Annotated in this window: 12 protein-coding genes and 1 tRNA gene; 7 read left to right on the top strand and 6 right to left on the bottom strand. The window is 73.7% G+C overall.

The features are described 5' to 3' along the window. Positions 1-7 precede the first annotated feature (7 nt). Genes ACI8AF_RS01485 through ACI8AF_RS01475 form a run of 3 tightly spaced genes read right to left on the bottom strand, consistent with a single transcriptional unit; the run spans position 8 to position 1472 of the window. Entirely contained in the window at positions 8-805 is a 798-nt protein-coding gene (locus tag ACI8AF_RS01485; RefSeq protein WP_456537877.1) for an NUDIX hydrolase, read from the bottom strand. After that, the gene (locus ACI8AF_RS01480) at positions 802-1290 is read right to left on the bottom strand and encodes a RidA family protein (RefSeq protein ID WP_456537876.1); all 489 of its coding nucleotides are present in this window, start codon (positions 1288-1290) and stop codon (positions 802-804) included. Before ACI8AF_RS01480 ends, ACI8AF_RS01485 begins: the two co-directional genes overlap by 4 nt. A gap of 8 nt (positions 1291-1298) precedes the next feature. Continuing rightward, a complete protein-coding gene (locus ACI8AF_RS01475; protein WP_456537875.1) occupies positions 1299-1472 on the bottom strand; it encodes a hypothetical protein in 174 nt (57 codons plus the stop codon). 63 nt (positions 1473-1535) lie between these two features. Here ACI8AF_RS01475 and ACI8AF_RS01470 point away from each other — a divergent pair, with 63 nt between their 5' ends. From ACI8AF_RS01470 to ACI8AF_RS01460, 3 genes are read left to right on the top strand one after another with little or no spacing between them, the layout of a single operon-like run. Continuing rightward, positions 1536-2522, top strand: a complete 987-nt coding sequence (locus tag ACI8AF_RS01470) for an ArsA-related P-loop ATPase (protein ID WP_456537874.1) — start codon at positions 1536-1538, stop codon at positions 2520-2522. Further along, positions 2519-3724 carry an ArsA family ATPase gene (locus ACI8AF_RS01465; protein ID WP_456537873.1) on the top strand — a complete coding sequence of 402 codons (1206 nt, stop codon included), beginning with the start codon at positions 2519-2521 and terminating at the stop codon, positions 3722-3724. Before ACI8AF_RS01470 ends, ACI8AF_RS01465 begins: the two co-directional genes overlap by 4 nt. Positions 3725-3767: 43 nt before the next feature. Beyond that, positions 3768-6098: a transglycosylase domain-containing protein gene (locus ACI8AF_RS01460; protein ID WP_456537872.1), complete on the top strand. Its 2331-nt coding sequence runs from the start codon at positions 3768-3770 to the stop codon at positions 6096-6098. On the opposite strand, the gene ACI8AF_RS01455 is transcribed toward ACI8AF_RS01460, so the two are convergent. Continuing rightward, positions 6095-6547 carry a GatB/YqeY domain-containing protein gene (locus ACI8AF_RS01455; RefSeq protein WP_456537871.1) on the bottom strand — a complete coding sequence of 151 codons (453 nt, stop codon included), beginning with the start codon at positions 6545-6547 and terminating at the stop codon, positions 6095-6097. The two genes, ACI8AF_RS01460 and ACI8AF_RS01455, sit on opposite strands and share 4 nt — an antisense overlap. 31 nt (positions 6548-6578) lie before the next feature. On the opposite strand from ACI8AF_RS01455, the gene ACI8AF_RS01450 reads away from it, so the two are divergent. The 3 genes from ACI8AF_RS01450 (at position 6579) to ACI8AF_RS01440 (ending at position 9474) form a co-directional block, all read left to right on the top strand. Then, entirely contained in the window at positions 6579-7490 is a 912-nt protein-coding gene (locus tag ACI8AF_RS01450) for a metallophosphoesterase (RefSeq protein WP_456537870.1), read from the top strand. A gap of 51 nt (positions 7491-7541) precedes the next feature. Next, positions 7542-7618, top strand: a tRNA-Pro gene (locus ACI8AF_RS01445). A 56-nt stretch (positions 7619-7674) separates the two neighbouring features. Beyond that, positions 7675-9474, top strand: a complete 1800-nt coding sequence (locus ACI8AF_RS01440) for a S9 family peptidase (RefSeq protein ID WP_456537869.1) — start codon at positions 7675-7677, stop codon at positions 9472-9474. Here ACI8AF_RS01440 and ACI8AF_RS01435 read toward each other — a convergent pair. Both ACI8AF_RS01435 and ACI8AF_RS01430 read right to left on the bottom strand, forming a co-directional pair. After that, positions 9471-10523, bottom strand: coding sequence for an aspartate-semialdehyde dehydrogenase (locus ACI8AF_RS01435; protein WP_456537868.1), 1053 nt, complete (start codon positions 10521-10523; stop codon positions 9471-9473). The genes ACI8AF_RS01440 and ACI8AF_RS01435 overlap by 4 nt on opposite strands. Beyond that, on the bottom strand, positions 10520-11788 hold the full coding sequence (locus tag ACI8AF_RS01430; RefSeq protein WP_456537867.1) for an aspartate kinase: 1269 nt from the start codon (positions 11786-11788) through the stop codon (positions 10520-10522). Before ACI8AF_RS01430 ends, ACI8AF_RS01435 begins: the two co-directional genes overlap by 4 nt. A 24-nt stretch (positions 11789-11812) precedes the next feature. Between ACI8AF_RS01430 and ACI8AF_RS01425 the strand changes: the two genes are divergently transcribed. After that, entirely contained in the window at positions 11813-13405 is a 1593-nt protein-coding gene (locus tag ACI8AF_RS01425) for a phospholipase D family protein (protein WP_456537866.1), read from the top strand. Positions 13406-13448: the final 43 nt, after the last annotated feature.

Genomic DNA, 13448 nt, shown 5'->3' with positions numbered 1-13448 from the left:
GGTCCTCCTACTGGGGAAGCGGGACCACCAGGCGCACGCGGGTGCCGTCGGGGAGCACGGCCCAGCGGCCGTCGGGCGTCTCCTCGAAGGTGGGGCTGATCGGCTGCAGCGGCTCCGGCGGCGAGCCGGCCAGTGCGGCCGCGACGTCGGCGAACGGCTGCAGCTGGCCGAGCGTGTGCTGGGTCGGCGGGAGCATCGGCCGCCCGCCGGTCTCCGCCTCGGCCAGGGCCGCCGCCGGGGTCAGCCAGCTCGCCTCGTCCGCCTCCCCGGAGACGTGCCGGGCCTCCTGCCCCACCGGCAGGGCGGCGGCGAAGAACTTCGTGTCGTAGCGCCGCGGCTCCACCGGCGGGGTGATCCAGTGCGCGAAGGGCCGCAGCAGGTCCGAGCGCAGCGCCAGCCCGCGGCCGGCCAGCAGCTCGGCCAGCGACAGCTCGCGGGACAGCAGCGCCTGCCGCTGGTCCTCCCAGTCGTCGCCGGAGACGTCCAGGACGACGTCGCCGCCGTCGGCGGGGCCGGCGAGCAGCACGCCGGCCTCCTCGAAGGTCTCCCGGACCGCGGCGCAGACCAGCTCGCGCGCCGTCCGCTCGTCGCAGCCGAACGCGGCGGCCCAGTCGGCCGGGGCGGGCCCGACCCAGGCGACGTCCACGTCGCCGTCCCGCGGGTCGACCCCGCCACCGGGGTAGGCGGTCATCCCGCCGGCGAAGGGCATGCCCCGCGTGCGGCGGAGCAGGTACACCTCGAGCCCGTCGGCACCGTCGCGCAGCAGCAGGACGGTGGCCGCCTGCCTCGGCTCGGCGGGGGTCATCCCCTCAGCTCGACGGTCAGCTCGACCTCGACCGGCGCGTTCATCGGCAGCTCGGCGACGCCGACGGCGCTGCGGGCGTGCTCCCCCGCCGGGCCGAAGATCTTGCCGAGCAGCTCGCTGGCGCCGTTGACGACCCGCGGCTGCCCGCTGAAGCCCTCGGCGCTGGCCACGTAGCCGACGACGCGGACGACGCGGGCGATCGAGTCCAGCCCGACCAGCTCGTCGATCGCGGCCAGCGCGTTGAGCGCGCAGAGCTTGGCGTCGGCCGCGGCCTCCTCGACCTCGACCGAGCCGCCGACCTTGCCGGAGCGGCGCAGCCCGCCGTCGATGAAGGGCAGCTGGCCGCTGGTGAACACCAGCGAGCCGCTGCGCACGGCCGGCACGTAGGAGGCGACCGGGGCGGCCACCGGGGGCAGGCGGATGCCGAGCTCGGCGAGCCGGGCGTGCCAGCTCGGCGCGGCGTCCGGGGACGTGGGGGCGGTCATGGCAGTCCTCAGTCGGAGGGGCGCTTGAGGTAGGCGACCAGCTGCTCCGCCCCGCCGGGACCGGGGAGCACGGTGACCAGCTCCCAGCCGTCGACGCCCCAGGAGTCGAGGATCGCCTTGGTGTTGTGGATCAGCAGCGGGATGGTGGCGTACTCCCACTTGCGGCGAACCGGTTCGCTCATGCAGGGGACGCTAGCGCCTCCCGGGACGGGCCCCGCACAGACGGTCCTCCTACGCTGAGCACCGTGAGCCCCGAGCCCCTGCCCGTGCGCTGCCACGTGGTGACCGGCAAGGGCGGGACCGGGAAGACCACCGTCGCCGCCGCCCTGGCCCTGGCGCTGGCCGCCGACGGCCGCACCGTCCTGCTCGTCGAGACCGAGGGCCGGCAGGGCATCGCCCAGCTGTTCGACACCCCGCCGCTGCCCTACGAGGAGCGGCGGGTGGCCGTCACGCGCGGCGGCGGGGAGGTCAAGGCCCTCGCCATCGACGTCGAGGAGGCGCTCCTCGAGTACCTCGACCTCTTCTACAACCTGCGCCGGGCCGGCCGCGCCCTGCGCAAGATGGGCGCCATCGACTTCGCCACCGCCATCGCGCCCGGCCTGCGCGACGTGCTCATCACCGGCAAGGTCAAGGAGGCGGTGACCCGCCGGCACGACGGCAAGCGGGTCTACGACGCCGTCGTCGTCGACGCGCCGCCGACCGGCCGCATCACCCGCTTCCTCAACGTCACCGGCGAGATGGGCCAGCTGGCCCGCTCCGGCCCGATCAAGACCCAGAGCGACGGCGTCATGGCGGTGCTGAAGTCCCCGCAGACGGCGGTGCACGTGGTCACCCTGCTCGAGGACATGCCGGTGCAGGAGACCGCCGACGCCATCGCGGAGCTGACCGCCGTCGGCCTGCCGGTGGGCTCGGTGGTCGTCAACATGGCCACCGAGCCGGCGCTGCCGCCGTCCAGCCTGGTCCGGGCGGCGGAGGGCCGGCTGACCGGCGCCGAGCTGGTGCCCGCCCTGGAGTCGGCGCACCTGCCGGCCTCGCTGGCCGCGCCCCTGGCCGCCGAGGCGGTCGAGCACGCCCAGCGGTGGGCCGCCCAGGACGCCCTGCGCGGGGACGTCCTCGCGCTCGGCCGGCCCACCGTCGAGCTGCCGCTGCTGGTCGGGCCCGTCGACGTGGGCTGCCTGTTCGAGCTGGCCGGCCGGCTGGAGGAGCACCTGAGCCCCGAGGTCGCCGCGTGACGGGCTCGGTCGTCCGGGTCGCCCCGCCGATGGACCTCGCCGCCCTCATCCGGTCGCCGGAGACCCGCATCGTCGTGTGCTGCGGCGCCGGCGGCGTGGGCAAGACGACGACGTCGGCGGCGCTGGCGCTGGCCGCGGCCGAGGCCGGCCGCCGGGTCGTCGTCCTCACCATCGACCCCGCCCGGCGGCTGGCGCAGTCGCTCGGGCTGGTGGAGCTCGACAACGAGCCGCGCAAGGTGGACGTCGGGGGGGCCGACGGCGAGCTGCACGCGATGATGCTGGACATGAAGCGGACGTTCGACGACGTCGTGTCCGCGCACACCAGCCCCGACCGGGCCCAGCAGATCTTCGAGAACCCCTTCTACCAGGCGCTGTCCTCGTCCTTCGCCGGGACGCAGGAGTACATGGCCATGGAGAAGCTGGGCCAGCTGCGGGCCACCGACCAGTGGGACCTCATCGTCGTCGACACCCCGCCCTCGCGGTCGGCGCTGGACTTCCTCGACGCCCCCAACCGGATGAGCCGCTTCCTCGACGGCACGATGATCCGGCTCCTCACCGCCCCGGCCCGGGCCGGTGGACGGGTGGGCATGCGGGTGGTCGGCGCCGGCTTCAGCATGTTCAGCCGGATCATCTCCAAGATCCTCGGCGGCCAGCTGCTGCGCGACATCTCCGCGTTCGTCACGGCGCTGGACACCATGTTCGGCGGCTTCCGGGAACGCGCCACCGCCACCTACGAGATGCTGCGGATGCCGGGGACGTCGTTCGTCGTCGTCGCCACCCCCGAGCCCGACGCGCTGCGGGAGGCGTCCTACTTCGTCGACCGGCTCTCCGCCGAGGGCATGCCGCTGGCCGGCCTGGTGCTCAACCGCACCCACCCGCCGGCCACCACCGCGCTGTCGGCGACCCGCGCCGAGGGTGCGGCCGAGGAGGTGCTCGAGGCCGGCGGCAAGGGCTCGCAGGTCGCGGCCGGCGCGCTGCGGGTGCACGCCGAGCGGATGACCCTGGCCACGCGCGAGCAGCGGCTGGCCGACCGGTTCACCAGCGCCCACCCGCAGGTCGCCGTCCGCACCGTCCCGGCCGCCGCCGGCGACGTCCACGACCTGGACGGGTTGCGCGGCATGGGAGCGGAACTGATCGGTCCGGACGACGACACCCCGACCGGCACGCCGCGCACGCGGATCCTCCCCGCGCGCCGTCCCTGAGCTCGACGGCCCGGGGCTGCTCCGGCAGGTACCTTGGCCTGCGATGTCGGAGAATGCGCGCGTCCGGTCCGCCACCCTCGCCAAGCTGGCCGGGACCATCGTCCTCGCCGGGGCCCTGCTCGCCGGTGTGCTGTTCCCCTGGATCGGGGGGTCGGGCCTGGTCGCCCGCAACTCCGCGTCGCTGCTCGACGCGCTGCCCGGTGAGCTGACCGACGAGTCGCCCGCCGGCAACAGCGTCGTCCTCGCCGCCGACGGCTCGGTGATCACGTACTTCTACACGAACAACCGGATCCCGGTCGCCAGCGAGCAGATCAGCGACCTGGTGAAGCAGGCGCTGGTCGACATCGAGGACTCGCGCTTCTACGAGCACAACGGCCTCGACGTGCAGGGCACGCTGCGCGCGCTGGTCACCAACGTCGCCGCCGGCTCGGTCCAGGAGGGCGGCTCGACGCTGACCCAGCAGCTGGTCAAGCAGACCCTGCTGCAGACGGCGGACACCCCCGAGGAGCGGCAGGCGGCGACCGAGCAGACCCCGGGCCGCAAGCTGCGCGAGGCCCGCCTGGCCATGGCGATGGAGGAGGAGTTCTCCAAGGACGAGATCCTCACCCGCTACCTCAACACGGTGTACTTCGGCCAGGGCGCCTACGGCATCCAGGCCGCCGCCCAGCGCTACTTCTCGGTCAACGCCGCCGACCTGGACCTGGTGCAGGCCGCCATGCTGGCCGGGCTGGTGCAGAGCCCGACCAACGACGACCCGACCACCAACCCCGAGAACGCCAAGACCCGCCGCGACCAGGTGCTCAACCGGATGCACAGGCTCGGGCACATCGACGACCAGCAGCTGGCCGAGGCGCTCGCCACGCCGGTCACGGTCACCCCGGGCCAGCCGCCCGCGAACGGCTGCGTCGACGCGGCCGTCGGCGGCTTCTTCTGCGCCTACCTCCGCAGCTACCTCACCGGCACGCTCGGGCTGACCGACCAGCAGATCAACGACGGCGGCCTGACCATCCAGACCACCCTGCGGCCCGACATGCAGGTGGCCGGCGACCAGGCCGTGCTCAACACGCTGCCCATGGGCGCCCCGCTGGCCGGCATGTTCACCGCGGTGGAGCCCGGGACGGGGCACGTGCTGGCGATGAGCGTCAACCGCCGGTACGGCTGCGACGCGCCCGAGTGCGAGTCCGTCGTGCTCAACACCGCGGCCAGCCAGGGCGCCGGCTCGACGTACAAGGTGTTCACCGCCGCAGCGGCCCTCGAGGAGGGCTACTCGCAGCACTTCACGCTGACCACCGGCGACCGGTACACCTCGCGCGTCTACAAGAACGGCCGCAACCCCTACAGCGTCGAGAACGCCGGCAGCTACCCCGGGACGCTGAACATGGAGCAGGCGCTCGTCATGTCCTCCAACACCTACTTCGTGGCGCTGGAGGACGCGCTCGGCAGCGTCGAGGGCCCGGTGCGCATGGCCCAGCGGATGGGGCTGCACTCGCTCGACCCGATCGCCGACCAGATCATCGCCGAGGAGCGGGGCTCGTTCACCCTCGGCCCGGAGCCCACCAGCCCGCTCGACCTGGCCAGCGCGTACTCCACGCTGGCGGCCAGCGGCACGCAGTGCGACCCGACGCCGGTCGTGCAGGTCCTCGGCCGCGACGGCCAGCCGCTGCTCAAGGAGGACGGCACCCCCGTCGTCACCGCGGACAACTGCCACGCCGAGGCCATCCCGAGCGGCGTGGCCACCACGCTGAACCAGATCCTGCGCAAGGACGTCGAGCCGGGGTACCCGGGGCAGACCGGTGCGCGGGCCTACGTCCCGGGCCACCAGATCGCCGGCAAGACCGGTACGTCGCAGAGCAACTTCTCGGCCGCCTTCGTCGGCTACACGCCCGAGTACACGGCCAGCGTGATGGTGCTCAACCCGAAGCAGAACCAGAACGTCGGCGGCTTCGGCGGCAACAAGCCGGCCACCATCTGGCACGACGCGATGCTGCCGATCCTCAGCAACCAGCCGACGGCGGAGTTCCCGCCCGCCGACCAGACGGTCGTGAACGGCAACACCCGCGTGGTGCCGAACTGCACGTCGGTCGACAACTGCGAGGACGCGCTGGCGTCGGCCGGGTTCCCGTCCGACACCGCCGTCGTCGAGAGCGACCAGCCGGAGGGTACGTTCCTGGGCCTGAACCCGCCGTCGGGTTCCCGCGCCACCCAGGAGCAGACGATCACCATCCAGGTGAGCGACGGCTCCGGCTACGTCGCGCCGCCGGCCAACCCGCAGCCGCCCGCCGAGGGCGACAACGGCCAGGACGGCCAGCAGGGGAACGGACCCGGCGGCGGGGACAACTCCGGCCCCGGTGGCGGCGGGGACGACGACGACTAGCCCAGCTGGCGGCGGACCTCCGCGGCCACCCGCGCACCCTCGGCGCGCCCGGCGACGGCCTGGTTCGCCGCGCCCATGACCCGGCCCATGTCCTTCATGCCGGACGCACCGGTCCGCGTGACGACGTCGGCCACGAGGGCGGCCAGGTCGGCGTCCTCCATCTGCGCCGACAGGTAGGCGGCCAGCACCTCGCCCTCGGCGCGCTCGCGCTCGGCCTGCTCGGGCCGCCCGGCCCCGGCGAAGGCGTCGGCGGCCTCCCGGCGCTTCTTCGCCTCGCGGCGCAGCACCGCCTGCACGTCGTCGTCGCTGAGCTCGCGGGCCTCCTTGCCGGCGACCTCCTCGGCGGTGACCGCGGTGAGCGCCATGCGCAGCGTCGCGGTGCGCAGCTCGTCGCGGGACTTCATCGCGGTGGTCAGGTCGGCGCGCAGCTGTTCCTTGAGCTCGGACACGCCCCCAGCCTGGCACGTAGGCTGGACCACCGTGCGCTGGTACACCGCCCTGCCCACCGCCGCCGTCACCACCGGCGCGGCCACCGTCGCCTACGCGAGCCTCTACGAGCGCACCCGCTGGACGTTGCGCCGCTTCGACGTCCCGGTCCTGGCGCCCGGCTCGCGGCCGCTGTCGATCCTGCAGCTGTCCGACCTGCACATGACCGCGGGCCAGCGGAGCAAGCAGGAGTGGGTCGCCGGGCTGGCCGCGCTCGAGCCCGACCTGGTGATCGACACCGGTGACAACCTCGCCGGCTTCGACGCCGTGCCGCCCACGCTGCGCGCCCTCGACCCGCTGCTCGACCGGCCGGGCGCGTTCGTGACGTCGTCCAACGACTACTACGCGCCGAAGCCGAAGAACCCGCTGAAGTACTTCAAGCGCGACCACAAGCGGGTGCACGGCGAGCCGCTGCCGTGGCGGGACCTGCGCGACGGGCTGACCGGGCGGGGGTGGCTGGACCTCACGAACGCCCGCGGCGAGCTCAAGGTCGACGGCCGCCGGATCGTCCTCGCCGGCCTGGACGACCCGCACCTGAAGCGGGACCGCTACGACGAGGTGGCCGGCCGCGCCGATCCCACGGCCGACCTGCGGATCGGGCTGGTGCACTCCCCCGAGCCCCGGGTGCTCGACCGGTTCGCCGCCGACGGCTACGACCTGCTGCTGTGCGGCCACACCCACGGCGGGCAGCTGCGGGTGCCGCTCTACGGCGCGCTGGTGACCAACTGCGGCATCGACCGCGACCGCGTCCGCTGGCTGCACCGGTGGGCCGACGCGACGCCGGCGAACCCGAACGGGACGTGGCTGCACGTCTCGGCGGGCCTCGGCACCAGCCCGTACGCGCCCGTGCGGTTCGCCTGCCCGCCCGAGGCCACGCTGCTCACCCTCACCCCGCGGGCGGCCTGAGGCCCGCCGCCGGGGCAGTCCGGGGGGCAGGTTAGACTCGATCCCGCACCTCGGGGTGTGGCGCAGCTTGGTAGCGCGCGTCGTTCGGGACGACGAGGTCGCAGGTTCAAATCCTGTCACCCCGACCACCTGCTCAGGGGCCGCCGACCAGGCGGCCCCTGAGTCGTTCCACGAGGAGGTCGCGTTGAGTTCTGCAGCGCCCGAGGCCCCGGCCCTCTCCCCGGAGGTCACCGCCCGCTGGCAGGCCCGGTTCCGCGCACCGCGGGTGAGCCTGCCCGAGTGGGCCGAGGACGCGCCGGACCGCTGCCTGTACGCCTCCGACGTCAGCGGCGTCGTGGAGCAGTACGCCTGGGATCGGGCGAACGACCGCCACCGCCAGGTCACCGACCGGCCCAACGGCACGCTGATCGCCACCCTCTCCCCCGACGGCGGCACGGTCTGGTGGTTCGCCGACACCGACGGCGACGAGTTCGGCACCTGGCGCACCCAGCCGTTCGACGGCGGCCCGGACACCGAGCCGCTGCCCGAGGTCGGGCCGGCCTACCCGGCGGGCCTGGAGGTGGGGCGCACGCTGGTCGCCGTCGGGCGGTCGACCGACGACGGCAGCGAGCTGTGGGTGGCGCCGCACGGCGGCACGCCGCGGGTGGTCTACCGGCACGAGGACCCGGCGTCGGTCGACGCGCTCAGCCGCGACGACGAGCTGCTGGTGATCTCCCACTCCGAGCACGGCGACCCGCGCTACCCGGCGCTGCGGGTGCTGCGGACGGCGGACGACGCGGTGGTGGCGGACAAGTGGGACGGCGAGGGGCGCGGTCTGCACGCGCTGGAGTTCGGCCCGCTGCCCGGTGACCGCCGGCTGCTGGTCGGCCACGAGCGGCGCGGCCGCGAGGAGCTGCTCGTCTGGGACCTCGCGACCGGCGAGGAGACCGAGATCGTGCTCGACCTGCCCGGCGACGTGAGCGCCGGCTTCTACCCCGACGGCTCTGCGCTGCTGGTGGGCCACGACTCAGCGGCCCGCAGCGAGCTGTACCGATACGACCTGTCCACGGGGTTCCTGGAGCGGCTGGACACCCCGCCGGGGGTCGTGCGGGGGGCAACGGCCCGCCCCGACGGCACGGTGGAGCTGGCCTGGTCGTCGTCGGTGGAGCCGCCGGTGGTGCGCCGGGCCAACGGCCCCGTGGTCCTGTCGGTGTCGGAGGTCGCGCCGCCCGCCGCGTACCCGATCGAGGACCGGTGGGTCGACGGCCCCGGCGGTGAGGTGCACGCGCTGCTGGTCCGCCCGCCGGACCGGCCGGCGCCGTACGCAACCGCCTTCCTGGTGCACGGCGGCCCCGAGTCGCTCGACGACGACTCGTACCGGGCCCGGCGCGCGGCCTACGTCGACGCCGGCTACGCGGTCGTGCACGTGAACTACCGCGGCTCCACGGGCTACGGCAGCGTCTGGCGCGACGCGCTCACCGGGCGGCCCGGGCTGACCGAGCTCGAGGACGTCGGCGCGGTCCACGACGCGCTGGTGGCCGAGGGCGTCGTCGACCCGGCCCGCGCGATCCTCTCCGGCGGCTCCTGGGGCGGCTTCCTCACCCTGCTGGGGCTGGGCACCCAGCCCGAGCGGTGGGCCGCGGGCATCGCCGAGGTGCCCGTCGCGGACTACCTGGCCGCGTACGAGGACGAGATGGAGGGCCTGCGGGCCTACGACCGGGCGCTGTTCGGCGGGTCACCGGAGGAGGTGCGCGACGTCTACGTGCGCTCGTCGCCGATCACCTACGTCGACGCCGTCGCCGCGCCGGTGCTCGTCGTGGCCGGCGCCAACGACCCGCGCTGCCCCATCCGGCAGATCGAGAACTACCTGGGCGAGCTGGAGCGGCTGGGCAAGCAGCACGAGGTGTACCGGTTCGACGCCGGGCACGGGTCGCTGGTGATCGAGGAGACGATCCGCCAGGTCGAGGTGGCCCTGGGCTTCGCGCTACGCCACGTGCAGCCCTAGCGGGACCGTGCCACCAGCTCCGCGATCTGGACGGTGTTGAGCGCTGCGCCCTTGCGCAGGTTGTCGTTGCTGACGAACAGCGCGAGGCCGCGGCCGTCCGGGACGCCCGGGTCCTGCCGGATGCGGCCGACGTAGCTCGGGTCCTGGCCGGCCGCCTGCAGCGGGTTGGGCACCGTGGAGAGCTCGACACCGGGGGCGCCGGTGAGCAGCTCGGTGGCGCGCTCGACCGACAGCGGCCGGGCGAACTCGACGTTGAGCGACAGCGAGTGGCCGGTGAAGACCGGCACCCGCACGCAGGTGCCCGAGACCAGCAGCTCGGGGATGCCGAGGATCTTCCGGCTCTCGTTGCGGAGCTTCTGCTCCTCGTCGGTCTCGAACGTGCCGTCGTCCACCAGGGAGCCGGCCATCGGCAGCACGTTGAACGCGATCGGCCGCACGTACTTGACCGGCTCGGGGAAGGTGACCGCCGAGCCGTCGTGGGTGAGCTCGGCGGCCTTGTCGACGACCGACTTCACCTGGGTGTCGAGCTCCTCGACGCCGGCCAGGCCGCTGCCGGACACCGCCTGGTAGGTGCTCGCGACGATGCGGACCAGCTGCGCCTCGTCGTGCAGCGGCTTGAGCACCGGCATCGCGGCCATGGTGGTGCAGTTCGGGTTGGCGATGATGCCCTTGCGCATCTCGGCGAGGGCGTGCGGGTTCACCTCTGCCACGATCAGCGGGACGTCGGGGTCGCGCCGGAAGGCCGAGCTGTTGTCGATCACGGTGACGCCGGCCTCGGCGAACCGCGGGGCCTGCACCCGCGAGGTGCTTGCGCCGGCCGAGAACAGGGCGACGTCGAGGCCGCTGGGGTCGGCGACCGCGGCGTCCTCGACGGTGATCTCCCCGCCGTCCCAGGGCAGGGTGCTGCCGGCCGACCGGGCGGAGGCGAAGAAGCGCAGCTCGCTGATCGGGAAGTCCCGCTCCGCCAGGATCCGGCGCATGACGGCGCCGACCTGGCCGGTGGCGCCGACGACGCCGACGCGCAGCCCGTCCTGCTTGAAGATGCTCATCGTCCGGTTCCTCCGTACACCACGGCCTCGACGTCCTCGGTGCCGAGCTCGAAGGCGTCGTGCACCGCGCGCACCGCGACGTCCACGTCGGTGTCGCGGCAGACCACGGAGATGCGGATCTCCGAGGTGCTGATCAGCTCCAGGTTGACGCCCGCGTCCGCCAGGGCGCCGAAGAACCGCGCCGACACGCCGGGGTGCGAGCGCATGCCCGCGCCGACCAGCGACACCTTGCCGATGTGCTGGTCGAAGCTGACGTCGGTGAAGCCGACGGTGTTCTTGACCTTCTCCAGCGCGGCCAGCGCGGCCGGGCCGTCGCTCTTGGGCAGCGTGAAGGAGATGTCGGCCAGCTTGCTGGCCTCGGCCGACACGTTCTGCACGATCATGTCGATGTTGATCTCGGCGTCGGCGAGGACGCGGAAGATCTGCGCCGCCTCGCCCGGCCGGTCGGGCACGCCGTAGACGGTGATCTTGCCCTCGCTGCGGTCGTGCGCGACGCCGGTGATGATCGCCTGTTCCACCGAGAGGTCCTCCATCGAGCCGGTCACGGTCGTGCCGGGGAGCTGTGAGTAGGAGCTGCGGACGTGCACGGGGATGCCGTAGCGGCGGGCGTACTCGACGCAGCGCAGCATGAGCACCTTGGCCCCGGAGGCGGCGAGTTCGAGCATCTCCTCGTAGGTGATGGTCTGCAGCCGCTTGGCGTTGGGGACGATCCGCGGGTCGGCGGTGAAGACGCCGTCGACGTCGGTGTAGATCTCGCAGACGTCGGCCTGCAGCGCGGCCGCCACGGCGACGGCGGTGGTGTCCGAGCCGCCGCGTCCCAGCGTCGTGATGTCCTTGGTGTCCTGGCTGACGCCCTGGAAGCCGGCGACGATGACGATCGAGCCCTCGTCGAGGGCCGAGCGCAGCCGGCCGGGGGTCACGTCGATGATCCGGGCCTTGCCGTGGCTGGACGTCGTGATCACGCCGGCCTGCGAGCCGGTGAACGACCGGGCCTCGTAGCCGTGCGTGGAGATGGCGATCGCCAGCAGCGCCATGGAGATGCGCTCGCCGGCGGTGAGCAGCATGTCCAGCTCGCGACCGGGCGGGTCGTCGGTGATCTGGCTGGCCTGGTCGAGCAGCTCGTCGGTGGTGTCGCCCATGGCGGAGACCACGACGACGACGTCGTGGCCGTCCTTCTTGGCGCTCACGATCCGCTCGGCGACACGCTTGATGTGCGCTGCGGAGGCGACGGACGAGCCGCCGTACTTCTGGACGACGAGTGCCACGGGTCAACAGGCTACCGTCGCCGGGTGGACGATCCGGAGCAGTGGCTGCTCAGCGCCGGGGAGCGGGGCAACCCCGCGACGGCGCTGCCGGCCTGGACGGCGGGCAACCTCGCCGAGCCGCTGGTCCACGGGACGACCTACTTCGACCGGCTCGTCGAGGAGGTCGAGGCGCTCGGCAGGGGTGACCACCTGTTCTTCACCGACTGGCGCGGCGATCCCGACCAGAAGCTGCGCGAGGACGGCCCGACCGTGGCCCAGCTGTTCGAGGAGGCGGCCCGCCGCGGGGTCGCCGTCCGCGGGCTGGTGTGGCGCTCGCACATGGACCGGGCGTCGTTCAGCAAGGAGGAGAACCGCGCGCTCGACGAGGAGATCGAGCACGACGGCGGGCAGATGGTGCTCGACCAGCGGGTGCGGCGGTTCGGCAGCCACCACCAGAAGTTCGTGGTGCTGCGGCACGCCGGTGACCCGTCCCGGGACGTCGCCTTCGCCGGTGGCATCGACCTGTGCCACTCCCGGCGGGACGACGCCCGGCACCTCGGCGACCCGCAGCCGGTGCAGATGGCTTCGGTGTACGGGGAGCGGCCGCCGTGGCACGACGTGCAGCTCATGCTGCGCGGCCCGGCCGTGCACGTGCTCGACACCGCCTTTCGCGAGCGCTGGGAGGACCCGACCAACGCCGACGTCGACCACCCGATCGCCTGGGTGCGCGACAAGCTGCACCACGCCCGGCTCGACCCGCCGCCGCTGCCCCCGCAGCTGCCCCCGCCGCGGGAGTGCGGACCGCACCTCGTGCAGACGCTGCGCACGTACCCCGCGATCCGGCCGCCCTACGACTTCGCGCCGAAGGGCGAGCGGTCGGTGGCCCGGGGCTACTCGAAGGCCATCAACCGGGCCCGCCGGCTGGTGTACCTGGAGGACCAGTACATGTGGTCGGCCGACGTCGCCCGGCTGTTCGCCGAGGCGCTGGCCGCACGCCCGGACCTGCACCTGGTGGTCGTCGTGCCGCGGGTGCCCGACCAGGAGGGCGCCTTCGCCGAGCTGCCGCAGTACGTCGGGCGGTGGCAGGCGATCGAGATGTGCCGGCGGGCCGGTCGCGACCGCGTGCACGTCTTCGACGTCGAGAACCACGAGGGCACGCCGGTGTACGTGCACGCCAAGGTCTGCGTGGTCGACGACACCTGGGCCAGCGTCGGCAGCGACAACTTCAACCGCCGGTCCTGGACCCACGACAGCGAGCTCTCCTCCGCCGTCCTCGACACCACCCTCGACCCGCGGGAGCCGCGCGACCCGGCCGGCACCGGTGAGTGCGCCCGGGTGTTCGCCCGCGACCTGCGCCTCCAACTGGCCCGCGAGCACCTCGACCGGGCGGCCGACGGCAGCGAGGACGACGACCTGGTCGACCCCGGCCGCTTCGTCGAGGCGCTGGTCGCCAGCGCCGACGCCCTCGACGCCTGGCACGAGGGCGGCCGGCAGGGACCGCGCCCGCCGGGGCGGCTGCGCCACCACTCCCCCGAGCAGCTCTCGCTGGTCACCCGGCTCTGGGCGACGCCGGTCTACCGCCTCTTCGACGACCCCGACGGCCGCCCCCTGCGCCTGCGCCTCAAGCGCACGTTCTGACCGCCACGGCGCCTCCCCGGCCCCGCACACATTCCTCCTCGGG

It is taken from the genome of Blastococcus sp. SYSU D00669 (genome assembly GCF_054050715.1).
The sequence above is the reverse complement of the archived record's forward strand: the minus strand, read 5'-3'. Positions and strand labels throughout refer to the sequence as shown.